We start from the raw sequence: 21,498 nt of genomic DNA on the forward strand, positions 1-21,498 counted from the left end.
ATGATTTATATTTCCGCTGTTGGCATGGTCAACGCGCTGGGCAACTCGCATGATGAAATCGCTGCTAACCTGGTGACGGGCGTAGCGCCGGGTATGCATGCCCGAACCGGCTGGTTACAGGGTTCACCCGACGCCGTGCTGGGCGGTGTGGAAGGCGAACTGCCGCCCATCCCGGAAACGCTATCCGCACACCGCACCCGCAACAACCAGCTTCTGCTGGCCGCGCTGGCGCAGATTCAGTCGACCGTCGACGAGGCTATCGCCCGCGTCGGCCGCGATCGGGTGGCCGTGGTGCTGGGGACCAGCACCTCTGGGCTGGATGAAGGCGATGAGCACGTGCAGCGCATGACCCATGGCGAAGCGAGCACGCACTGGCAGTACCCGCAGCAGGAGCTCGGCGATCCGTCCCGCTTCCTCGCCAACTGGCTTCAGCTCGAAGGCCCGGCCTATACGATCTCGACAGCCTGCTCTTCCAGCGCGCGGGCGATGATCGGCGGCAAACGTCTGATTGAAGCTGGGCTGGTGGACATTGCCATTGTTGGCGGAGCAGATACCCTGAGCCGGATGCCCGTCAACGGGTTTAACAGCCTTGAATCCTTCTCCCCTACGCTCTGCGAGCCTTTTGGTCGCGACCGTCGGGGGATCACCATCGGTGAAGCCGCCGCGCTGATGGTGCTTAGCCGTGAGCCCGCGGACGTGGCGCTGCTCGGGACGGGGGAATCCAGCGATGCGTACCATATCTCCGCTCCGCATCCGCAGGGCGAAGGGGCGATCAGGGCCATCACGCAGGCGCTCAACGAAGCGGGTATGCAGCCCGGAGATATCGGCTACATCAACCTGCACGGCACGGCCACGCCGCTTAACGATCAGATTGAATCGCAGGTGGTACACGATCTCTTTGGGGAAAGCGTGCCCTGTAGCTCTACCAAACACCTTACCGGCCATACGCTGGGCGCTGCCGGTATCACCGAAGCGGCCCTGAGCTGGCTGATTCTGACGCGCGATCTGCCCTTACCGCCGCAGGACTTCGCCCGCTACGCACCGGACGACACGCTGGCGCCGTGCGGTCTGCTGCACCAGCGCACCGCGCTGACAAAGCCGGTCATTCTGTCTAACTCGTTCGCGTTTGGCGGCAACAACGCCAGTATTCTGCTGGGGAGAGCGTCATGAGCTACTTATCACCCGAAGCCTATTTGCCGCACGATGCGCCCATGATGTTGCTGGAGTCCGTTGAGAATGTGACGGACGACATGGCGGTATGCCGCGTCGCGATAGACAGACAAAGCGTGCTGGCACCATTTCTGAATGCCGATGGCGACCTGCCGGGCTGGTACGCGCTCGAGCTGATGGCGCAGACCGTCGGCGTCTGGTCCGGCTGGCATCGCCAGCAGCAGGGGCAGGAGCATATTGCGCTGGGCATGGTGCTCGGCGCGCGTGAACTGATCTGCGCCAGCGGGCGTTTCGCCGCAGGCTTGACGCTGGACATCACCGTTAAGCTGCTGATGCAGGACGAACGCTTCGGCAGTTTTGAATGCGCAATTTCCGCTAATGAAGAGACGCTGGCCACGGGCCGGGTCAACACCTTCCAGCCAAGCGCAGAAGAATTAACCTCGCTTTTTAATCAGGGATCTAACGCATGAGTCGTTCCGTACTGGTCACCGGGGCCAGCAAAGGCATAGGGCGCGCCATCGCCCGCCAGCTTGCCGCCGACGGGTTTACCGTAGGCGTGCATTACCATCGTGATGCCGCAGGCGCGCAGGAGACGCTGGACGCCATCACGCAGGCGGGCGGCAACGGCCGTTTACTCTCGTTTGATGTGGGCAACCGCGAACAGTGCCGCGAGGTGCTGGAACAGGACATTGAAGCCCATGGCGCATGGTATGGCGTGGTCAGCAACGCGGGTATCACCCGCGATGGCGCCTTTCCGGCATTGAGTGAAGACGACTGGGACAGCGTGATCCACACCAATCTCGACAGTTTTTATAACGTCATTCACCCCTGCATTATGCCGATGATTGGCACCCGTAAAGGGGGACGCATTATCACCCTATCGTCCGTGTCCGGCGTGATGGGTAACCGCGGGCAGGTGAACTACAGCGCGGCAAAAGCGGGCATTATCGGTGCCACCAAAGCGCTGGCGATTGAGCTGGCAAAACGCAAAATCACCGTGAACTGCATTGCGCCGGGGCTGATTGATACCGGAATGATTGAAATGGAAGAGGCCGCGCTGAAAGAAGCGATGTCCATCATTCCAATGAAACGCATGGGCCAGGCTGAGGAGGTCGCCGGGCTGGCAAGCTATCTGATGTCAGATATTGCGGGTTACGTCACCCGCCAGGTCATTTCCATTAACGGAGGAATGCTATGACGCGTCGCGTGGTGATTACGGGCATGGGCGGCGTGACCGCCTTTGGCGAAAACTGGCAATCCGTGTCCAGCAGGCTGCTGGCGTATGAAAACGCGGTGCGTAAAATGCCGGAGTGGCAGGTCTATGATGGCCTGCACACCCTGCTGGGCGCGCCGATTGATGATTTCACGCTGCCGGAACATTATACCCGCAAACGGATCCGCGCCATGGGCCGCGTGTCGTTGATGTCGACCCGCGCCACCGAGCTGGCGCTGGAGCAGGCGGGGCTGATTGGCGAGGCGGTGCTCACCAATGGGCAAACGGGTATCGCGTATGGCTCATCCACAGGCAGTACCGGGCCCGTCAGCGAATTCGCCACTATGCTCACCGAAAAGCACACCAATAACATCACCGGCACAACCTACGTGCAGATGATGCCGCACACCACCGCGGTGAATACCGGACTGTTCTTCGGATTACGTGGCCGCGTCATCCCGACCTCAAGCGCCTGTACGTCCGGCAGCCAGGCAATTGGCTACGCCTGGGAGGCGATTCGCCACGGCTATCAGACCGTTATGGTTGCGGGGGGCGCTGAGGAGCTGTGCCCGTCTGAAGCGGCGGTGTTTGACACGCTGTTTGCCACCAGCCAGCGTAACGATGAACCCAAAACCACCCCTACGCCATTTGATACGCAGCGCGATGGTCTGGTGATTGGGGAAGGCGCGGGTACCCTGATACTCGAAGAGCTGGAGCATGCCAAAGCGCGCGGGGCCACTATCTACGGCGAAATCGTGGGCTTTGCCACTAACTGTGATGCGGCCCATATCACCCAGCCTCAGCGTGAAACCATGCAGATTTGTATGGAGCAGTCGCTGGCCATGGCGGGATTAAGCGCCCTGGATATGGGGTATATCTCCGCACACGGTACTGCCACCGATCGCGGTGATATTGCTGAAAGCCAGGCCACTGCCGCTATCTATGGTGACAACGTGCCGATTTCATCGCTGAAGAGCTATTTTGGCCACACGCTCGGAGCCTGCGGCGCGCTGGAAGCGTGGATGAGTTTACAGATGATGCGTGAAGGCTGGTTTGCCCCGACACTCAATTTGAGGCAACCGGATGAGCAATGTGGTGCTTTAGATTATATTATGGGAGAAGCCCGCCAGATCGATTGCGAGTACCTGCAGAGCAATAACTTCGCGTTTGGCGGCATCAACACCTCGATTATCATTAAACGCTGGGCGTAACTATGTACCAGTTTGTACTGGGAAAAATACCCACCCTTTGCGCGGACCCGCTGGCGTCAACGTTCGCAGACAGCGCACCTCAGGGTGCTCGCAATGCCTCATGGCTGGCTGGCAGGATGCTGCTCGCCAGAGCGTTGTCCCCTCATCCGCTCCCCGACATTATTTACGGCGAGCAGGGGAAACCGGCCTTTGCGGAGGGCCATCCGCTGTGGTTCAACCTGAGCCACAGCGGTGACGATATCGCCTTGCTGATGAGCGATGAAGGCGAAGTCGGCTGTGATATCGAAGTGATTCGCCCCAGGAAGAACTGGCAGGCGTTAGCGAATGCCGTCTTCAGCATGACGGAGCATGATGAGCTTGAGCGCGAAGCGCCAGAGGAACGGCTTGCCGCCTTCTGGCGTATCTGGACGCGAAAAGAGGCAATCATCAAACAGCGTGGCGGTAGCGCCTGGCAGATTGTCAGCATCGACAGCACGGCGCCGTCGCACTCGGTCAGCCAGGTGCAGATCGGCTCACTCAGCCTGGCCGTTTGTACGTCGACCCCTTACACCCTGACCACCGAGTCGATTATCCACGTCGGGGCAGGAAAATCACCAGTACACCCAACATAATAAACACGACGCCGACCAGCCCGTGCCAGGAGAAGCTTTCTCCCCAGCCCGGTAGCAGAATCGCGGCGCCCCACACCAGGATATAGCTAAGGCTCAGCAAGGCATATGCTTTGCTGAGTGCCATGCGATGCAGCGCCAGGTACCAGCAGCCCATAGAAGCCACATACCCCATCAACCCCAGCAGCAGCGCGCCCGTGCCGGACGAGACGTGCCACAGCGCGGAAATAAACGTCAGAATCTCGCTGACCGGAGGCAGAGCCTGCATGGCATCGCGCAGCAGCAGCTGCGCGGCGCTGACTAACAGCACGCTGCATAAGGCCCAGAACGCTCCTTTCACAGGCTCCCTCCCAGGATAACAATCCCAATGATGATCAACCCCACCCCCAGCCAGTGATGCAAGGCGACGTTTTCACGCCAGAATACCTTCGCCGCCAGCGTCACCCAGACAAAATTGAGGCTCAGCATAGGGTAGGCAATGCCGACAGGCAGACTCTGCAGCACCACCAGCCAGACCAGCATCCCGCTGCCCAGCGCCAGCAGAGCCAGGCCAAGCCACAGCGCGATATGCACGCCACGCCGCCCGGCTTTCGCCGGACGGGTAGCCTGTTTCTGGCACAGCTGTCCTGCACAGCTGAGCAGGCTTGCCAGTATCAGCCAGATCCAGGTCATCACTTCGGCAGATACTGCAGGTAGGCCAGACGGCCCTGGATATACAGGCTGTCCGGTTCTGGCAGATTCGCCCGCGAAAGGTCATCGCGTTTTGACAGCAGAATCACCAGCGATACGCGTCCCTGCTGACGGTGCTCAGCCAGCCACTGCGCGAAGTCATCTTTACCGACAAAACGATCTTTCACATCAGGATAATCCAGCCCGTAGCGCAGTTCGCCGCTCTGACCAAACAGCGTGATGTCATTGCGCTTCAGCTCCCACGCCAGGCCAGCGGCCAGGCCCACGTTATTGGCCAAGACAAATCGGCTGTCCTGAAGCGGCTCGCGCACGGTGTCGACCAGCGACTGCGGCTGTTTGGAATCCACCACCAGGTTAGGAATGGCAAAACCGATCAGCAGCGCCAGGCCCGCAGGGCAGAGCGCCGCAAGCCACCAGCGCTGCTGACTCTGCCTGAACGTAAACCAGCCGACCGCGGCCCAGATGAGGAACGCGACCACCGCGCAGAACACTTTATACAGTTCAACCGAGGACCAGACCGGATGCTTAGCCAGCCCCCACGGAGAGACCACCAGCGCCGCCACCATGCCGATAACGCCAAACGCCAGGTTGATCCCGCCATTAATGCGTAACGCTCTGGCGCCCTTCTCCGCCGCGAGGCAGGCATAGCGCGCCATCAGGATCGCCAGCGGGGCAAAGCACGGCAGGATATAGGTCGGCAGCTTGCCTTTGGCGATGCTGAAGAACAGCAGCGGCATTATCACCCATCCCAGCAGATAGAACCCACCGCCCGCGTTTTGTCTGTCATGCCAGCCGAGACGAAACGCGCCGGGCAGCAGCGCCAGCCACGGCAGGCTACCCGCGATCAGGAACGGCACGTAGTACCAGAACGGGGCTTTGTGCTGCGCGTCGCTCTGGGCGAAACGCTGAATATGCTCAACCCAGAAGAAGTAACGCCAGAAGTCAGGCTCACGCTGCGCAATCGCCAGCCCCCATGGCAGAACAATCAGCACGCAGCTCAGGATCGCGAGCCAGCCAAAAATCAGCACCTCTTTCCAGCGCTTCTGGGCGATCACCCACGGCAGCACGCCAATCACCGGTACCGCCAGCGCCAGGAAGCCTTTGGTCATCACCCCCATCCCGCAGGCCAGCCCAAGCAGCACATAGCCCCCCGCTCTTCCGGCAACGGTCTGGGCCTGTGACGCCAGCCAGAAGCTGCACATCGCCGCCACCAGCCACAGGGTGATGATGGGATCCAGCACCGCATACGTGCCGATGCCATACACCAGAAACAGGGTCAGGAAGATCAGGCCGGAGAAAATGGCTGTCCGCTTATCCCGCCAGAGACGCCAGGCCATCCAGATGACCAGCAGCGCCGCTAAACCGGTGGAGAAGATAGACCCGGCGCGCACGGCGAGGTTCGTGTGCCCGAACAGCATCTGCCCGATGCTGTTGATCCAGTAGCCGGCAATCGGCTTTTCAAAGTAACGCAGCCCCAAAAAATGCGGGACAACCCAGTCTCCGGAGGCCAGCATTTCGCGGCTGATTTCCGCATAGCGCGTTTCATCAGGCTGCCAAAGCAGGCGGATATCAACCGGGATGAGGTAGTAAACGATAAACAGTGCGAGAAGCGCTAAGCCATAACGGGCTGTTTTCATTGGACCGGACTCACGGTTTGTTGATAGCCAAGCCAGCCTTCCCGGCCAGCCAGTTCATTGCGGACCACTTTGCCCACGGGGAGGGTGCTGAGGTCGTCTGGCAGCAGCTCGCTTAACGGGCAAAACGCAATGCCCTCCTGAGCGGCCATCGTCAGCAGTTCGTCGAAATCATGCTGATACGCAATCCCTTCCACTTCGGCATGGATGGTATACACCGGCGTACCGGCGTCACGATGAATGCGGTCCAGGATGTAGCGATTGAACTCATCAGCTTTCACCTCGCGCCCGACCACTTCATCCCAGGTGGGAAGCGTGACCGGAATTTGCACCGTACCGTAGCGATTTTCGCCCAACAGCGGCAAAAAGGGCCCGGTTCCGCGGCAATCGCTGTTGTAGCGAAACGCAAAGGCTTCTTTGGCCTTCACGACGCGCTGATCCGCACGCCATCCCGCCACGGCGGAGCAGCACACGGGCTGACCGATAATGGCCTCCAGCTCCAGCATCCCACGCTCGACCTCACGGGACAGGCGCGGGATATCCCAGACGCCCGCCCAGGCTTGCCAGGCATGGTGATCCCAGGCGTGCAGACCCACCTCATGATGCTGCGCCGCTTCACGGATAACCGCTTCATTACCCGCGCCGATGCGTCTGCCGGGCCAGGCGGTGCCGGCCAGCAAAATATCCCAGCCGTAGAGGGATGCTGCGCGCGAGCGCAGCATTTTGAACAGAAATGCCGGTTTAACCAGACGCCATAAATGGCGTCCCATGTTGTCAGGCCCCACGCTGAAGAAAATGCTGGAGCGCACGCCGTGCTTGCTCAGCAGTTCCAGCAGTTTGGGTACGCCGTCACGCGTTCCCCTGAAGGTGTCGACATCAATGCGTAAACCGACTTTTTTCATGAGACCTGTTCCGACAGCTCCACGGTGCGCAGGAAGAAATCAAGCGTTTCATCAATGGTTTGTTCCATCTTCACCGTCGGCGTCCAGTTCAGGCAGCGCTTCGCATTGCGAATGCTTGGCTTACGGTGCTCAACGTCCTGATACCCTTTACCGTAGTAGCTGCTGCTTTCCACTTCGCGGAAGCCGGCAAACGGCGGGAATTTATCGCGCAGCGGGTGGCGCTCAAAGCTGGCCAGCAGCATCTCGGCCAGTTCGCGAATGCTCGCTTCGTTGTCCGGGTTGCCGATATTGATGATTTCACCGTTGCAGCGGTTATCTTTGTTTTCGATGATGCGGAACAGCGCTTCGATACCGTCGCTGATATCCGTAAAGCAGCGTTTCTGTTTCCCGCCTTCGATAAGCTTGATTGGCGAGCCTTCCACCAGGTTCAGGATCAGCTGGGTGATCGCACGGGAGCTGCCGATACGCGCCGCGTTCAGGTTATCCAGACGCGGACCCATCCAGTTGAACGGACGGAACAGGGTAAAGCGCAGGCCCTCTTTCTCACCGTAGGCCCAAATCACGCGGTCCAGCAGCTGTTTGGAGACGGAGTAAATCCAGCGCTGCTTGTTGATCGGCCCGACCACCAGGTTGGAGGTGTCTTCATCGAAGTTCTTATCGGTACACATGCCGTACACTTCAGAGGTGGACGGGAAGATGATGCGCTTGTCGTATTTCACGCAGTCGCGGATGATCTTCAGGTTCTCTTCGAAGTCCAGCTCGAACACGCGCAGCGGGTTACGGGTGTACTCGATTGGCGTGGCAATAGCGACCAGCGGCAGCACCACGTCGCATTTTTTAATGTGGTATTCAATCCACTCGGAGTGGATGCTGATATCCCCTTCCACGAAGTGGAAGCGCGGGTTGTCGAGGAAACGGCTGATCGCATCCGCGCCAATATCCAGGCCGTAGATTTCGTAGTTATCGTCTTTGAGCAGACGTTCGGTCAGGTGGTTACCGATAAAACCGTTCACGCCGAGGATCAGCACGCGGGTACGGCGTTTGATGGCCACCACCGGCGCGCTGGTGATCAGCGCCCCGGCCACCAGCCCCAGCGACTGCGCCAGCTGGGTGCCCTGAACGTACAGACCGTTGTCGGTTTGGCCGGTAACGATCTCCAGCGCCTGCTCGCCGCAGCTCACAATCAGCGGGGAGACGGAGACGACGGTGCCCGGTTTTGCCGCCGGAATGTCGTCACGCACGCGGGATTTCCAGACGATGAACTTGCTGACGCCCGCAAAGCTGTAGGCGCCCGGCCACGGGTCGGTCACGGCGCGCACCAGGTTGTGCAGCTGGCGGGCCGGTTTGTTCCAGTCCAGACGACCATCTTCCGGCGCGCGGCGGCCAAAGCAGCTTGCCTTGCTCTCGTCCTGCGCGGTCTCGCTGAAGGTGCCGTTAAGGATGCCCGGCAGCGCATCGCGCAGCAGCGTCTGTGCCGTCGCGTTCAGCTTTTGATGCAGCTGCAGCGCGGTGTCGTCCGCATCAATAGCGACCTTCTGCTGCGCCACGATAGCGCCCGCATCCGCACGGCGCACCATGCGGTGCAGCGTCACGCCCGTTTCCGTTTCACCGTTCACCAGCACCCAGTTCAGCGGGGCGCGGCCACGGTAGGCAGGCAGCAGAGAACCATGAAGATTAAAGGCGCCTTTTGCAGCCAGGCCTAAGATCTCGTCGGAGAGCAGGTTGCGATAGTAGAACGAGAAGATGACGTCAGGCGCGAGGGCGCGGATGCGCTCCACCCACAGCGGGTGGTTGACGTCGTCTGGCGCATAAACCGGAATACCACGCTCGGCGGCGATACGCGCCACGGAGCCGAAAAAGTTATTCTCTCCAGCCGTGTCCGGATGGGTAAAGATTGCCGCAATGTCATAGCCCGCTTCCAGCAGGGCCTGCGTGCCCGTGCACCCCATATCGTGATAGGCAAATACAACAGCTTTCATGGGTGAATTTCCTCTTGAGATGCTTTGTGTTCCTGACGGACAACACGTTGAATAAAGTAGCGCGGACGCGCGCGAACGTCGTTATAGATACGGCCAATGTATTCACCGAGGAGACCCATCCCGACAAACTGGGCGCCGATGAACATAAACAGCACGGCAAAGAGCATAAAGACCCCTTCCGCCGCCCACTGCGGGCCAAAGACCAGTCGCAGCACCACCAGCAGAACGGACAGCGCAAAACCGGCCACGGCGATGATGCTGCCGAACACGCTCAGCAGACGCAGCGGCGTGGTGGTCAGGCAGGTAATGAGGTCGTACATCAGGTTGATGAGGCGCATAAAGCTGTACTTCGACTCCCCGTGCTCGCGCTCGGCGTGCAGGACCGGGATTTCCGTTGCCTTACGGGCAAAGGTATTCGCCAGAATCGGAATGAAGGTGCTGCGCTCGTGGCAATGCAGCATGGCGTCGACAATATGGCGGCGGTAGGCGCGCAGCATGCAGCCGTAATCGCCCATCGCTTTACCGGTCGTGCGCTGGATCAGACGGTTGATGGTGCGCGAGGCCAGCTTGCGGAACAGGCTGTCCTGACGGTTCTGACGTACCGTGCCGACCACGTCATAGCCTTCGTCGGCTTTGGCCACCAGGCGCGGGATCTCTTCCGGCGGGTTTTGCAGGTCCGCGTCCAGGGTGATGATCAGATCGCCCGTGACGTGGCTAAACCCCGCCATAATCGCCGAGTGCTGGCCGTAGTTACGGTTGAGCAGCACGGCAACGATGTGGCTGCCTTCGGCCTGCGCGGCTTCGGTCATCATCAGCGCGGAATTATCGCTACTGCCATCATCCACCAGCAGAATTTCGTAGGCCTTGCCCATCGTGTCGCAGGCGGCCGTTGTACGGCGGATCAGTTCGGGCAGGCTCTCCTGCTCGTTATAAACCGGGATGACCACGGATACTTTTTGTACAGGCGGTGCACTGAACATATCAATGTCCTGCAAGCTGATGGAGTGCGGTAATGACGCGGGTTGTGTCGTCATGAGTCATGTCCGGGAAAAGAGGGAGAGAACAAATACGCGCGCTATTCCATTCAGAATTCGGGAGCGATACATCAGGAAAACGCTCGCGGTAGTATTTTTGCGTGTGGGCCGCGCGGAAATGGAGGCCGGTACCGATGCCTTTCTCTTTCAGCGCCGCCATCAGGTTGTCGCGTGAGATCCCGCAGCGCGCTTCATCCACGCGAATAATAAACAGGTGCCAGGCGTGCACGTGCGGCCATGATGGAATGGTGAGCGGCTGGAACGGCGTATCGGCAAGCTCCCGCAGGTAGCGTTGTGCTATTTCCTCACGGCGCCTGTTGGCCTCTTTCAGTTTGCCTAGCTGCACCAGCGCCAGCGCGGCGTTGATGTCCGCCAGGTTGTATTTATAGCCCGGCGCGATCACTTCCGCCTGCGGCGCGCGGCCGTGCGTCTGGCGGTCATAGGCGTCTACGCCGAGGCCATGGAATTTCAGACTGCGGATCCGCTGTGCCAGCTGGGCATTATCCGTGACCACCAGGCCGCCTTCCGCGCAGGTCATGTTTTTAATGGCGTGGAAGGAGAAAATTGCCGTTCCTTTCCAGCCCACGTGACGGTTTTTGTAATACGTTCCGGCGGCATGGGCCGCATCTTCAATCACCGGAATACCGTGACGTTCACCGATGGCATGAATTGCGTCGATATCACACGGCGCGCCGGCATAGTGAACGGGAATAATGGCTTTGGTTCGCGGAGTAATAGCGGCTTCCACGGCTTCTGGCGTCACCATTAATGTATCTTTATCCACATCAATCATGACCGGCGTGGCGCCCAGCAATACGATCATATTCAGCGTGGAGACCCAGGTCTGGGAAGGGGTAATAACTTCATCGCCCGGGCCAATATCCAGCGCCATCAGCGTAACGTGCATGCCCGCGGTGGCGGAACAGACGGCAATCGCATGCTGATTCCCGGTAAGTTGACAGAATGCCTCTTCAAGTTGCTGATTCTTAGGCCCTGTGGTGATCCAGCCCGACATCAAAACGTCCTGAAGCGCCGCAATTTCCTCAGCGCCCATCGACGGCCGCGAAAAAGGCAGAAAATCACTCATTATTAATTTCCTTGCAATCAAAATGGCATGTTTTTGATATTAACCAAATGCCAGCCCGCTTATTTCAACGAACCATAAACTCATATCAAAGTAGCTCTCTTTCCTTAGGGAAAAATTAAGACAGCGTTTACAACGCTATAAGACAACTAGCAGCCAATTGAAAAACAACAAGTTAATTTTATATTAAATATTTTTGATGTGATCTTCCGCAACATTTTGAAATGGAAACATTTAAACCAATCCTCAACAAACAAAAAAAAATCCCGGCCATTTCAAAATAATATGAAATAGCCGGGAACTTTTCTATTTAGTTAATTGTCGCGCTTATTACAGGTTATCTGGAAAGTTTTTCGGTAATTCACTGGCCGCGCAGGCGATCACGCTTTCATTATTGGCACCGCAGTCGCGTACAAAGGTGATTGTGGCAAATTCATCAATCACTTCCGTTGGATACGCCGGGCCCGCATCACGGTAGCTGTTCATCAGTGGAATATGATCGTTCTGGAAGCAGACGGTTTTTTCCGGGTTGTTCATGACCCAGCGCGGGAAGAAGATGGTGCCGTGGAACAGTTTGTCGCCCAGGTTCACAATCAGGCTGACGTCGGTACCGGTTGGCTCGGTCCAGGAAATTTTATAGATGCTCTCCCCTACCCGCACGATGTAAGCCTGCTGATCTTTCACCCAACGGTTTGCCACCAGACCGCTGTGAATACGGTAATCCAGGGTCGTCTCATTTTTGACGTAAATCTCGTAGTTCCAGCCGTTGTCGTAGGTATAAACAAGGTGTTTGCCAACGAAGCCGCTTAAGTCGTGTTTGTCGAAGGTGTTCATAAGATGTCTCCTTTGTTTTGATGAGACGATCGTACCCCTTCAAAAAATGAATGAATAACGCTATGTTTTAATCAAATCCATCCAAATTTTAGATAAATTATGCATAAGACGACGCTGGAACAATGGTCTTTACTGGAAAGAGTGGTCGAGGCGGGCAGCTTTGCCCGAGCGGCGGAAGAAACGCACCGCAGCCAGTCTTCGGTGAGCTATAACCTGTCGCTGCTGCAGGAGCGGCTGGGCGTGGCCCTCCTGGTGCCGGAAGGACGACGGGCGGTGTTAACGCCGGCAGGAGAACTGCTGCTCAACCAGGTTAAACCGCTGCTGAAAGCCTTTTCGTACGTTGAGACGCGCGCAGCGGCCCTTCGCAACGGAATGCGCACGCGGCTGGATCTGGTGGTGGATTCCATTTTCCCCCGCCGCCGCCTGTTTGCCATTCTGCGCCAGTTCCAGCAGCAGTATCCGCAAACCCAGGTACGCCTCACCGAGGTGCTGGAAAACACCCGGGACGATGCCATTAACGACGAAGCCGATGTGATGGTCCTCACCCGCCGCCAGGACATGACCGGGCTCGGCGAATGGCTGATGAATATCGACTTTGTTGCCGTGGCCCACCATCAGCATCCTCTCTTTCACCTCGACGCGCAGCTTAACGACGACATGCTACGCCCGTGGCCGCTCATTCAGATTGCGGACAGTCAGCCCGCCGCGCGCGCGGCCGGTGAGTCATGGACCTTCTCCACCATCGATGCCGCCATTGAGGCCGTCCTCTCTCAGGTCGGCTACGGCTGGCTGCCGGAGGAACGCATCCAGACCCAGCTGGATCAAGGCATCCTGAAACGCCTGCCGCTGAGCCACGGTGCACGCAGAGCGACGCCGCTTCACCTGATTGTTAAGCGCTCCCTCGCCCCGCTTGACGAGCAGGTGGAGACGCTGCTGCGCCTTTTTAGCCAGGAGCCGTCATCCTCACCTGCTACGCTTTAAGGTCCGAACGTTAAAACGATAAGGAGCGGATGATGAAAATCGACTTTACGGGGAAAGTGGCGCTGGTGACCGCCTCAACCGGCGGGATCGGGTTCGCCATTGCCAGAGGGCTGGCAGAAAGCGGTGCCGAGGTGATCGTCAATGGCCGCAGCACGGAATCGGTGAATAAAGGCATTCAGCAGCTGCAGCAGGTGGTGCCGGGCGTGCAGGTGCGCGCCGCGATTGCCGATCTCAGCATGGCGGAAGGGGTCGAGTCGCTGCTCAAGGTAGCGAATAACGTCGATATTCTGGTTAACAATGCCGGGATTTACGGACCGCAGGATTTCTATGCCACCGACGATGAAACCTGGGAGCGTTACTGGCAGACCAACGTGATGTCCGGCGTGCGTCTGTCCCGCGCCCTGCTGCCAGGCATGGTGCAAAAGGGCTGGGGGCGGGTGGTGTTTATCTCCTCCGAGTCGGCCTGCAATATCCCGGCGGATATGATCCACTACGGCGTGACCAAAACGGCGCAGCTCTCCCTGGCGCGCGGGCTGGCAAAGTTCGTGGCGGGAAGCGGCGTGACGGTCAACAGCGTCTTGCCGGGGCCAACGATGTCGGACGGTTTCGCAGAGATGATGAAGGATGAAATCGAAAAAACCGGTAAATCGCTGGAGCAGCTGGCGAAAGAGTTTGTGATGGCCAACCGCCCCAGCTCGGTGATCCAGCGCGCGGCCACGGTTGAAGAGGTGGCCAATATGGTGATTTATGTCTGTTCGCCCCAGGCTTCCGCCACCTCGGGCGCGGCGCTGCGCGTCGATGGCGGCGTGGTAGATGACATCATCTGAGGCTGTCAGGCCGCACTGCCTGCAACCCGACGGGCAGTAATGTAGTGCGCCTGCCAGTAAGCATCCGTCAGGGTTGAGACCGTGACGCCCTGGCTGCTTGAGGCATGAATAAACTGGCTATTGCCAATATACACGCCGACATGCCTGCGGTTCGGACCCGTCTGGAAGAACACCAGATCTCCGGGCCTCAGGCGGTATTGCGTCACCTGCACCCCGCGGTGGATCTGCTCGCCGGTCGTGCGCGGTAAGTTAAGATGCGCCACATCGCTGAAAAGATGTTGCATCAGCGCGGAGCAGTCCACGCCGCGGCGCGTGGTTCCGCCCCACTGATACTGGGTCCCCTTCCACTTTTGGTATTGATCAAGGATGCGCGCGCGCAGCGGGCCCGTATCCTGTTGCATCAGTGCAGATTTCGCTGGCGAGACGGCCAGGTCACTGTTCATCGATAGCATCGACGCGGGGAGTTGAAAACTGAATGCAGAAAACGAAGCAAAACTTAACGTCAGGATTGAAATAAACGATCTAAGAGTCATATCAAGAAAGCAGTAGTGAGTGAGTTTTTCCTTACCTGTGGGGCCAAAGGGTTCCCCTGAATATCGTGCGATGTGGCGATAATATAGACAGATCGTTTTTTCACCAATTCTTATCGAGGCCAAAAATGGACTCACTTTGAGATCGCAAGATCGAGAAAAAAATGGTGGTGATGTAAGGACTGTCCTGGTAAAGCAGGTAAACTGATCCACAGAATGTGTATTTCAGCTAAGACGTATTTATGACCAATATGATTGCCGACGAGACGGTGGCGAAATCCAGCGTGCTCTCTGTCTTTGACTTTGATGGGACGTTAACACACCACGACAGCTTTATTCCTTTCCTGCGCTTTGCCTTCGGGAAACGCTACTTCGCGGGCCGTCTGGTGCGTATGGCGCTGCCCACGCTCCACTGCGTGCGTCGCAAGCTGACGCGCGATGAGCTAAAGGAAGTGCTGATCAAAACGTTCCTGACGGGCGTGGATGAACACTGGTTGCGCCAGCAGGCGGAAGCGTTTTGCGAAAAATACTGGAGCAAGCTGATGCGCCCCGAAGGGGTTCTGGCCGTGGCGGCCGAGGTGAATTCCGGTGCGGAGGTGACCATCTGTTCCGCGTCTCCGGCGCTGGTGCTTCAGCCGTGGGCTGACAAACTGGGCATTAAGCTGATTGGCACGCAGCTGGAAGTGAAAGACGGCAAGCTGACGGGGCGCATCACGGGCCATAACTGCCGCTGCGCCCAGAAGGTGGCCAGGCTGGAAAAAGTGTATGGCGATCTGAACGCCTATCACCTGCGCGCCTGGGGGGACACCCGCGGCGACCACGAGCTGCTGGCAGCGGCGCAGGATCCGCACTGGCGGCACTTCCACCCGCCGCGCAAGCGCCGGAATTCACCCATCAAGTAGCCTTTTTGCCGGGTGGCGGCTGCGCCTTACCCGGCCTACATTCGAAAGCGCCACCGGGCGGTACATCAGGCTTCTCGTTTACCCGGGAACATCACGCTCGCAATAATTCCCAGCGCCAGCACGCCCAATACCACAAACAGGCTGGCGGTCGCGCCAATGCTGTAACCGTGATGCCAGAAGTGATCGGTGGCATTTAACCCCAGCTTGAACGCCACGAAGAACAGCAGCAGCACCACCGCTTTCTCGAGATGCACCAGATACTGCTTCAGCGCTTCCAGCACGAAGTAAAGGGTACGCAGGCCGAGAATAGCGAACATCATGGCGCTGTAGATAATCAGCGGCTCGCGGCTGACGGCGATAATGGCCGGCACGGAGTCAAACGCGAACATCACGTCTGAGAGTTCCACCACCGCCACGCAGAGCAGCAGCGGGGTCGCATAGCGCTTCGCCTTCTTCACGCGCCCAACCATCACGTCCTGGTTTTCCGGCTTTTCAAGCTCCGCATCCACCTCTTTCTGCGTCAGAATAAAGGCGTTGCTGCTGATTTTCGGCCAGACCGGATAGAAGCGTTTCACCAGGCGATAGGCGAGATGACCCGAGTAATCTTCCACTTCGTCACTCTCTTCATTGCGTCGGAGCATCATTACCGCCGTCCAGCCGACGACCAGCGCGAAAATCACCTCGACGTAGGGCCCCAGACTTAACAGGCTGGTGCCGATAGCCACGAAAATACCGCGGAAGACAATCGCCCCCAGCACGCCCCAGTAGAGCACGCGGTGACGGTACTTATCCGGCACGCCGAACCAGGCGAAGATCGCCATCATCACAAACAGGTTATCGACGGAGAGCACCTCCTCCAGCGCATAACCGGTGAGGAACAGGCTCGCCATCTCGGCGCCGTGGTGAACGTACAGGAACCCGGCGAAGGCCATCGCCATCATGACCCAGAAGAGGGACCACATTGCGGCGCTTTTCAGCGAGATCGGTTTATCGTGACGGTGCATAAAGAGGTCGATAAACATCGCCCCAACGGCCATCACTACAAAGACAACAACGGTTTCCGTCGGGAAACCGAGATGAGCAGCAGACATACATAACCCTTTTATAGAGGCAAAGCACAGCACCATGCAGGCTGGCGTAAACCAGCAGAGAAAAAGGGTGGGCTGTTTATCACATCCACCCTCAAAACCGCAGCGCGACGGCCGCGTAAGGGGTGTACTTTACCTTACCAGATGGGGATTGCACATCTACCGTTTAGGCGCTCATGCCACGCAAACGCTGCAGCACTGCGACCAGAACCGCCACAGACCAACCTACCATCAATGCGCCCACCAGTCCTTCCACCCCGCCGATGAGCCGCCAGTGCTGGGGTAACGTGACGTCGCCGTACCCTACCGTCGCGTAGCTGACCAGTGAAAAATAGAAGCTGGTGTTCCAGTCATTAAACGCGTCGATGACAAAATAAAAGGCAGCAAACAGCCCGGCCTCCAGGAGATGGGCGAAAATCATAGAGATAACGATACCGACATTGCGTAAAACAATGCGTACCGCAGAATCGACGTCTAACGTGATGAATTTTAAAACGCCAAACATCCACAGCGAATGAATGACCACGGTTAGGGTAAGCAAAATAATAATGCTGAGTAGCTGCATGGTACGTGCTCTTACCAAAAGGAGTATGGCCCCGCGAGCGCGGCGGGGCATCTGGTCGAAGCTTAGTCGAAGGGAGAGGAAAAGTTGGTGCAATAATTGCGCTACGTGATTATTTCTCTGCCAGCACGTCCTGCTTGCGGCTGGCCAGCAGCCTTGAGCGATATCCGCAGCGCACTATCTGTGAGTCACCTCTTATTTACATCATTTAAACCTTCCATTAACTGGATAAAAAGAATGCGCCGTCGCTATAGTGGTTTTGTTTAATAAAACTAAGTTGTACCTAATAAAACAAAGAACACACCCTGCGAGGATACAATGACAGAACATTTACGTAACGGCGCGACCGCCACCGAGGACATAGAAAGAGAGACGATGCGGAAGGTGATCTGGCGTATTCTTCCGTTTCTGATTGTCAGTTACCTGGTCTCCATTATCGATCGCGGGAATATCGGCATGGCTTCGCTGCAGATGAATGAGGACCTTGGCCTCAGCAAAGCGGCGTTTGGCTTCGCCAGCAGCCTCTACTTCGTGGCCTATTTCCTGTTTGAGGTGCCGAGCAACCTGGCCATGCAGAAAGTCGGCGCCCGGCTGTGGATCCCGCGCATTATGATCAGCTGGGGCATCGTCTCCATGGGCATGGCGCTGGTTCAAAACACCACGTCGCTCTATATCGTCCGTTTTCTTCTCGGAGCAGCGGAAGCAGGCTTCTTCCCGGGTGTCGTGCTGTATCTGACCTGGTGGATCCCTGCCCGCTACCGCGCGCGCATTATTGCGTCCTTTATGGTTGCCATCCCGCTCGCTAACTTCATCGGCTCCCCGCTTTCCGGATTGATACTGTCGCTGGATGGCTGGCTGGGTCTTCGCGGCTGGCATCTGCTGTTCATCATTGAAGGCTTACCTGCGGTGCTGCTGGGTATTGCGGCCTGGTTTATTCTCCGGGATCGCCCTCATCAGGCGAAATGGCTCAGCGATGAACAGAAAAAGTGGCTGGAAACCACCCTTGAGACCGAACGTAGCCAGCAAAAGAACATTGGACACCAGACGACGTGGCAGCTGCTGAAGCATCGTCAAATCTGGCTGATGGCGCTGATTTACGCGGGCGCATCGTCCGCGGGCACCACTATTAGCGTCTGGTCTCCTCAGCTGCTGAAATCCTTCCATCTTGATAATCTGCAAACCGGTCTGTTTAACGCCATTCCTTACGGTCTGGCATCGGTTCTGATGATTGTCTGGGGACGACACTCCGATCGCACCAACGAACGCCGCTGGCATACTGCGCTGACGCTGTTCATGATTGCCGCCGGCGTGTTCGCTGCCTTTGTCAGCGTCTCGCTCTTTGCCACTCTCGCGATCCTGAGCATTATCCTGACGGGCGCGTATTCGATGAAAGGGCCTTTCTGGGCGCTGGCGTCCGGCTGGATGAGCAGCTCCTCGGCGGCGGCAGGGCTGGCCGCGATTGGCGCCATCGCGAACCTGATTGGCGGGGCGGTCATGGTAAATGCCTACGGCATGATCAGCGAGCAAACGGGCAGCTACACGCTGGCTATGCTTCCGCTGGCCGTGCTGTGCCTGGCCGGGGGTATCGCGGTACTCATTATGGGACGACAGGCACGCAACGCTCAGCTACACGAAAAACAGGTCACACATTCGTGATGACAGAAGCGGGACACATGTCCCGCTTCTGCGTTTAAAGATTTTCTTCCGCCGCGTCGCTCGTTTCACCAAAGAACTGCTGACAGAAGGACTTACTGGCTCCCATTTTCTGCGACAGACGGCTGGCCGCCACCTTCATCAACGGGCCTATCTCCTTCTCACGACGATCTTCCGTCAGCCGTGAGATGGGGCCGGTCAGGGCTAACGCCGCAACCAGCTTGTCGTGAACGCCGAAGACAGGCATCGCAAACGCCGCGGTGTGGGGATCGCGTGCGCCTGACGTGTAGAAAGGGAGTTCAGCGTCGCCCTCCGGCAGGCTCTCATTGAGCCCCCAGTGGCGCAAGACCTTACTGATGGCCGAATTATCGAGCGGGAACTGGCTGCCGGGAAGATTGCTGTGTCGCAGGCCGTGCGACGCTTCAGCGCGAAACAGGCAAAGGCGCTGCCCCCCCTCCAGCACATACCAGCTGGCGCTCTCCTGAGACGCCAGGGATAAGGCCTGAAGCTCTGGCTGAACCACCCGCGAAAGATGGAAAGATTGTTCATACAGCTTGCCGAGGTAAAGCAGACGTGGGCCAAGCGCATAATTGCCGTCTTCATGCCTGACGACGTAATTCATCCGTTCAAGAGAATTCATCAAGCGGTAAACCGTGGTTTTGTGATAACCCGACAGCTGTGCCAGCGCGGTCAGCGTCAGGCTCTCCTCTCCAGGACGGAAGCAATCCAGTAAAGCCAGCGCTTTTTCAACCGCTACAACGCCTTCATTCCCCATCATTATCTCCTTGTTAGCCCGGCAGTGAGTGTACCTCAAATTTTGTGAGTCACTTCGTGTTTACATCACAAACGCCACCTCGGGTCTGGCTAAAAGGAAAGCAACACCGCTATAGTTGTTTTGTTCTGTACACCTGCATTGTACTCAGTAAAACAATATGGAGGCATTCATGTCCGTTTCTGAAAAAAAACCGATTAATCGCCAGTTCGAACGCGTTTCTGCCGAGGACGTTCGTCGGGCTGCCGAGTATCAGGCCGCCATTCTGGCCGACGTGGCCGGTCGCCGCGGTACGCTTCACGGCCGCATCAAACCGCTGGCTCCTCACATGTCCGTTGCGGGTCCGGCCATCACCGTGGAAGTCCGTCCGGGTGATAATCTTGCGATTCATGCCGCGATGGCGGTTGCGCAACCCGGCGATGTCCTGATCGTCGATGGCAAAGGCGACCTGAGCTGCGCGCTGCTGGGCGAAATCATGGCCACTCAGGCTCAGGCGAGCGGCATTGCGGGCATCATTATTGACGGTGCTGTACGTGACGCCGATTCCCTGAGCAAAGGTCACTACCCTGTCTTTTCTGCCGGTCTGAACCCCTGCGGCCCGACAAAGTTAATTTCTGGCCGGGTGAATCATCCCATTTCAGTCGCCGGGGCGACGGTTCAGGCCGGGGATCTGGTTGTCGCGGATATCGACGGCGTGGTCGTCATCCCGCGCGATGAGGTTCAGCAGGTTATCGCGCTGGCAAAAGAAAAGCTGGAGATGGAGACCCGGCGTCTTGCCGCCATCCGTGAAGGCGATTTGCGTCCACACTGGCTAGATGACGCGCTTCGTAAGGCAGGTATGTTAGCCGACGGGGAGACGCTGTGATGGGGGGCAAAGACGTAATTCTGGTTACCGGAAGCGACCTGGCGGAGCAGGCCATGGTGATGCTGCAGGGCTTTGAGGTGGTGTTTGCGGGCCGCCAGCCGACAGAAGATGACCTGATCGCGCTGTGTGAACGACACAATCCCGTGGCGATTCTGGTTCGTTACGGCCGGATCACCGCGAAAGTCATGGATGCCGCCCCGGCTCTGCAGGTTATTTCCAAGCACGGAAGCGGGATCGATGTGATAGACCAGACGGCAGCGGCCGAGCGCAATATCGCCGTCCGCGCGGCCCCAGGCGCAAACGCGGCGGCAGTGGCTGAACATACCTGGGCGCTGATCCTCGCCTGCGCAAAGTCCGTGGTGCCGCTGGACAAGCGGCTGCGGGACGGGCACTGGGATAAGGCGACGCATAAATCCATTGAGCTGGAGGGATTAACCCTGGGGCTAATCGGGTTGGGCGCTATCGGCTCGCGCGTGGCAACTATTGGTCATGCCTTCGGCATGAAGGTGCTGGCTTACGATCCCTATGCTAAATCGATGCCTGCCCTGTGCGAACGTGCAGAGACGCTGACCGGACTTCTTTCCCGTTCCGATGTCATCTCTTTGCACTGTCCGCTAACCGATGAGAATCGGGGAATGATCAATAGCGAGGCGCTCGCACACTGCAAACGGAACGCCATTCTGGTCAATACGGCACGCGGTGGACTGATCCACAGTGAATCGTTACTGGCGGCGCTCCGGGATGGCACGCTGCACAGCGCAGCGCTGGACAGCTTTACCCAGGAGCCGCTGACGGCGCCGCACCTCTGGCAGTCCGTAGAAAACGTGGTGATTTCACCGCATATTGGCGGCGTTACCGCCGCGTCATACATCAAGATGGGGACCGTGGCCGCGGGCAATATTCTGGCCGTGACGGATGCCACCACCGTCAGCTCGTAAAGCCAAGCGTGACGAGTGGCA

General features: G+C 58.1%; 23 protein-coding genes. 11 read left to right on the top strand and 12 right to left on the bottom strand.

The features are described from left to right. Genes B498_RS02350 through acpT form a run of 5 tightly spaced genes read left to right on the top strand, consistent with a single transcriptional unit; the run spans position 1 to position 4,205 of the window. Positions 1-1,170, top strand: a complete 1,170-nt coding sequence (locus B498_RS02350) for a beta-ketoacyl-[acyl-carrier-protein] synthase family protein (protein WP_008503091.1) — start codon at positions 1-3, stop codon at positions 1,168-1,170. Continuing rightward, positions 1,167-1,640, top strand: a complete 474-nt coding sequence (locus B498_RS02345) for a 3-hydroxy-fatty acyl-ACP dehydratase (RefSeq protein WP_008503092.1) — start codon at positions 1,167-1,169, stop codon at positions 1,638-1,640. Before B498_RS02350 ends, B498_RS02345 begins: the two co-directional genes overlap by 4 nt. Beyond that, entirely contained in the window at positions 1,637-2,368 is a 732-nt protein-coding gene (locus B498_RS02340) for a 3-ketoacyl-ACP reductase FabG2 (protein ID WP_008503093.1), read from the top strand. The genes B498_RS02345 and B498_RS02340 overlap by 4 nt, the downstream gene beginning before the upstream one ends. Further along, a complete protein-coding gene (locus B498_RS02335; RefSeq protein WP_008503094.1) occupies positions 2,365-3,594 on the top strand; it encodes a beta-ketoacyl-ACP synthase in 1,230 nt (409 codons plus the stop codon). The genes B498_RS02340 and B498_RS02335 overlap by 4 nt, the downstream gene beginning before the upstream one ends. Before the next feature lie 2 nt (positions 3,595-3,596). Beyond that, positions 3,597-4,205, top strand: coding sequence for a 4'-phosphopantetheinyl transferase AcpT (gene acpT / locus B498_RS02330; protein WP_008503095.1), 609 nt, complete (start codon positions 3,597-3,599; stop codon positions 4,203-4,205). On the opposite strand, the gene arnF is transcribed toward acpT, so the two are convergent. The 8 genes from arnF to B498_RS02290 form a co-directional block, all read right to left on the bottom strand. Beyond that, positions 4,162-4,542, bottom strand: a complete 381-nt coding sequence (arnF, locus tag B498_RS02325) for a 4-amino-4-deoxy-L-arabinose-phosphoundecaprenol flippase subunit ArnF (protein WP_008503096.1) — start codon at positions 4,540-4,542, stop codon at positions 4,162-4,164. The two genes, acpT and arnF, sit on opposite strands and share 44 nt — an antisense overlap. Beyond that, positions 4,539-4,874, bottom strand: a complete 336-nt coding sequence (gene arnE, locus B498_RS02320) for a 4-amino-4-deoxy-L-arabinose-phosphoundecaprenol flippase subunit ArnE (RefSeq protein WP_008503097.1) — start codon at positions 4,872-4,874, stop codon at positions 4,539-4,541. The genes arnF and arnE overlap by 4 nt, the downstream gene beginning before the upstream one ends. Next, positions 4,874-6,529: a lipid IV(A) 4-amino-4-deoxy-L-arabinosyltransferase gene (gene arnT, locus B498_RS02315; RefSeq protein WP_008503098.1), complete on the bottom strand. Its 1,656-nt coding sequence runs from the start codon at positions 6,527-6,529 to the stop codon at positions 4,874-4,876. The genes arnE and arnT overlap by 1 nt, the downstream gene beginning before the upstream one ends. Beyond that, complete coding sequence (gene arnD, locus B498_RS02310; protein WP_008503099.1) at positions 6,526-7,428, bottom strand: 4-deoxy-4-formamido-L-arabinose-phosphoundecaprenol deformylase; 903 nt, start codon at positions 7,426-7,428, stop codon at positions 6,526-6,528. Before arnD ends, arnT begins: the two co-directional genes overlap by 4 nt. Then, positions 7,425-9,407, bottom strand: coding sequence for a bifunctional UDP-4-amino-4-deoxy-L-arabinose formyltransferase/UDP-glucuronic acid oxidase ArnA (gene arnA, locus B498_RS02305; RefSeq protein WP_008503100.1), 1,983 nt, complete (start codon positions 9,405-9,407; stop codon positions 7,425-7,427). The genes arnD and arnA overlap by 4 nt, the downstream gene beginning before the upstream one ends. Continuing rightward, positions 9,404-10,387: an undecaprenyl-phosphate 4-deoxy-4-formamido-L-arabinose transferase gene (gene arnC / locus B498_RS02300; RefSeq protein ID WP_008503101.1), complete on the bottom strand. Its 984-nt coding sequence runs from the start codon at positions 10,385-10,387 to the stop codon at positions 9,404-9,406. Before arnC ends, arnA begins: the two co-directional genes overlap by 4 nt. 1 nt (position 10,388) lies before the next feature. Next, positions 10,389-11,528: a UDP-4-amino-4-deoxy-L-arabinose aminotransferase gene (gene arnB / locus B498_RS02295; RefSeq protein WP_008503102.1), complete on the bottom strand. Its 1,140-nt coding sequence runs from the start codon at positions 11,526-11,528 to the stop codon at positions 10,389-10,391. A 327-nt stretch (positions 11,529-11,855) separates the two neighbouring features. After that, complete coding sequence (locus tag B498_RS02290) at positions 11,856-12,359, bottom strand: phenolic acid decarboxylase (protein ID WP_008503103.1); 504 nt, start codon at positions 12,357-12,359, stop codon at positions 11,856-11,858. Positions 12,360-12,458: 99 nt separating this feature from the next. Here B498_RS02290 and B498_RS02285 point away from each other — a divergent pair, with 99 nt between their 5' ends. Continuing rightward, positions 12,459-13,340 (top strand): LysR family transcriptional regulator, encoded by an 882-nt coding sequence (locus tag B498_RS02285; protein WP_008503104.1) that lies wholly within the window; start codon positions 12,459-12,461, stop codon positions 13,338-13,340. 32 nt (positions 13,341-13,372) lie between these two features. Then, positions 13,373-14,167: an SDR family NAD(P)-dependent oxidoreductase gene (locus tag B498_RS02280; protein WP_008503105.1), complete on the top strand. Its 795-nt coding sequence runs from the start codon at positions 13,373-13,375 to the stop codon at positions 14,165-14,167. A gap of 5 nt (positions 14,168-14,172) precedes the next feature. Here the strand turns inward: B498_RS02280 and B498_RS02275 are convergent, their stop codons facing one another. Further along, complete coding sequence (locus B498_RS02275) at positions 14,173-14,619, bottom strand: NlpC/P60 family protein (RefSeq protein ID WP_008503106.1); 447 nt, start codon at positions 14,617-14,619, stop codon at positions 14,173-14,175. A 320-nt stretch (positions 14,620-14,939) separates the two neighbouring features. Here B498_RS02275 and B498_RS02270 point away from each other — a divergent pair, with 320 nt between their 5' ends. Beyond that, positions 14,940-15,599, top strand: coding sequence for an HAD family hydrolase (locus tag B498_RS02270; protein WP_008503107.1), 660 nt, complete (start codon positions 14,940-14,942; stop codon positions 15,597-15,599). A 65-nt stretch (positions 15,600-15,664) separates the two neighbouring features. On the opposite strand, the gene B498_RS02265 is transcribed toward B498_RS02270, so the two are convergent. Then, positions 15,665-16,690, bottom strand: a complete 1,026-nt coding sequence (locus B498_RS02265) for a TerC/Alx family metal homeostasis membrane protein (protein WP_008503109.1) — start codon at positions 16,688-16,690, stop codon at positions 15,665-15,667. A gap of 163 nt (positions 16,691-16,853) precedes the next feature. Then, entirely contained in the window at positions 16,854-17,252 is a 399-nt protein-coding gene (locus tag B498_RS02260; RefSeq protein WP_008503110.1) for a potassium channel family protein, read from the bottom strand. A gap of 315 nt (positions 17,253-17,567) precedes the next feature. Between B498_RS02260 and B498_RS02255 the strand changes: the two genes are divergently transcribed. Further along, the gene (locus B498_RS02255) at positions 17,568-18,905 is read left to right on the top strand and encodes an MFS transporter (RefSeq protein ID WP_008503111.1); all 1,338 of its coding nucleotides are present in this window, start codon (positions 17,568-17,570) and stop codon (positions 18,903-18,905) included. A 34-nt stretch (positions 18,906-18,939) separates the two neighbouring features. Here B498_RS02255 and B498_RS02250 read toward each other — a convergent pair whose 3' ends face one another. Beyond that, positions 18,940-19,677, bottom strand: a complete 738-nt coding sequence (locus B498_RS02250; protein ID WP_008503112.1) for an IclR family transcriptional regulator — start codon at positions 19,675-19,677, stop codon at positions 18,940-18,942. Between the two features lie 169 nt (positions 19,678-19,846). On the opposite strand from B498_RS02250, the gene B498_RS02245 reads away from it, so the two are divergent. Both B498_RS02245 and B498_RS02240 read left to right on the top strand, forming a co-directional pair. Continuing rightward, positions 19,847-20,539: an RraA family protein gene (locus B498_RS02245; protein ID WP_008503113.1), complete on the top strand. Its 693-nt coding sequence runs from the start codon at positions 19,847-19,849 to the stop codon at positions 20,537-20,539. After that, a complete protein-coding gene (locus B498_RS02240) occupies positions 20,539-21,477 on the top strand; it encodes an NAD(P)-dependent oxidoreductase (RefSeq protein ID WP_008503114.1) in 939 nt (312 codons plus the stop codon). Before B498_RS02245 ends, B498_RS02240 begins: the two co-directional genes overlap by 1 nt. Positions 21,478-21,498: the final 21 nt, after the last annotated feature.

The sequence above is a fragment of the Enterobacter sp. SST3 genome (assembly GCF_000286655.1).
In the GTDB taxonomy this organism is placed as follows: domain Bacteria; phylum Pseudomonadota; class Gammaproteobacteria; order Enterobacterales; family Enterobacteriaceae; genus Enterobacter; species Enterobacter roggenkampii.

Bases quoted from the DNA above. Each gene is read 5' to 3' on its own strand.
- arnE (WP_008503097.1), bottom strand. From the start codon at position 4,874: ATGACCTGGATCTGGCTGATACTGGCAAGCCTGCTCAGCTGTGCAGGA.
- B498_RS02275 (WP_008503106.1), bottom strand. From the start codon at position 14,619: ATGCTATCGATGAACAGTGACCTGGCCGTCTCGCCAGCGAAATCTGCA.
- arnA (WP_008503100.1), bottom strand. From the start codon at position 9,407: ATGAAAGCTGTTGTATTTGCCTATCACGATATGGGGTGCACGGGCACG.
- B498_RS02270 (WP_008503107.1), top strand. From the start codon at position 14,940: ATGACCAATATGATTGCCGACGAGACGGTGGCGAAATCCAGCGTGCTC.
- arnC (WP_008503101.1), bottom strand. From the start codon at position 10,387: ATGTTCAGTGCACCGCCTGTACAAAAAGTATCCGTGGTCATCCCGGTT.
- B498_RS02340 (WP_008503093.1), top strand. From the start codon at position 1,637: ATGAGTCGTTCCGTACTGGTCACCGGGGCCAGCAAAGGCATAGGGCGC.
- B498_RS02245 (WP_008503113.1), top strand. From the start codon at position 19,847: ATGTCCGTTTCTGAAAAAAAACCGATTAATCGCCAGTTCGAACGCGTT.
- B498_RS02345 (WP_008503092.1), top strand. From the start codon at position 1,167: ATGAGCTACTTATCACCCGAAGCCTATTTGCCGCACGATGCGCCCATG.
- B498_RS02260 (WP_008503110.1), bottom strand. From the start codon at position 17,252: ATGCAGCTACTCAGCATTATTATTTTGCTTACCCTAACCGTGGTCATT.
- B498_RS02290 (WP_008503103.1), bottom strand. From the start codon at position 12,359: ATGAACACCTTCGACAAACACGACTTAAGCGGCTTCGTTGGCAAACAC.
- arnT (WP_008503098.1), bottom strand. From the start codon at position 6,529: ATGAAAACAGCCCGTTATGGCTTAGCGCTTCTCGCACTGTTTATCGTT.
- B498_RS02335 (WP_008503094.1), top strand. From the start codon at position 2,365: ATGACGCGTCGCGTGGTGATTACGGGCATGGGCGGCGTGACCGCCTTT.
- B498_RS02250 (WP_008503112.1), bottom strand. From the start codon at position 19,677: ATGGGGAATGAAGGCGTTGTAGCGGTTGAAAAAGCGCTGGCTTTACTG.
- acpT (WP_008503095.1), top strand. From the start codon at position 3,597: ATGTACCAGTTTGTACTGGGAAAAATACCCACCCTTTGCGCGGACCCG.
- B498_RS02265 (WP_008503109.1), bottom strand. From the start codon at position 16,690: ATGTCTGCTGCTCATCTCGGTTTCCCGACGGAAACCGTTGTTGTCTTT.
- B498_RS02350 (WP_008503091.1), top strand. From the start codon at position 1: ATGATTTATATTTCCGCTGTTGGCATGGTCAACGCGCTGGGCAACTCG.
- B498_RS02285 (WP_008503104.1), top strand. From the start codon at position 12,459: ATGCATAAGACGACGCTGGAACAATGGTCTTTACTGGAAAGAGTGGTC.
- B498_RS02255 (WP_008503111.1), top strand. From the start codon at position 17,568: ATGACAGAACATTTACGTAACGGCGCGACCGCCACCGAGGACATAGAA.
- arnD (WP_008503099.1), bottom strand. From the start codon at position 7,428: ATGAAAAAAGTCGGTTTACGCATTGATGTCGACACCTTCAGGGGAACG.
- B498_RS02240 (WP_008503114.1), top strand. From the start codon at position 20,539: ATGGGGGGCAAAGACGTAATTCTGGTTACCGGAAGCGACCTGGCGGAG.
- arnB (WP_008503102.1), bottom strand. From the start codon at position 11,528: ATGAGTGATTTTCTGCCTTTTTCGCGGCCGTCGATGGGCGCTGAGGAA.
- B498_RS02280 (WP_008503105.1), top strand. From the start codon at position 13,373: ATGAAAATCGACTTTACGGGGAAAGTGGCGCTGGTGACCGCCTCAACC.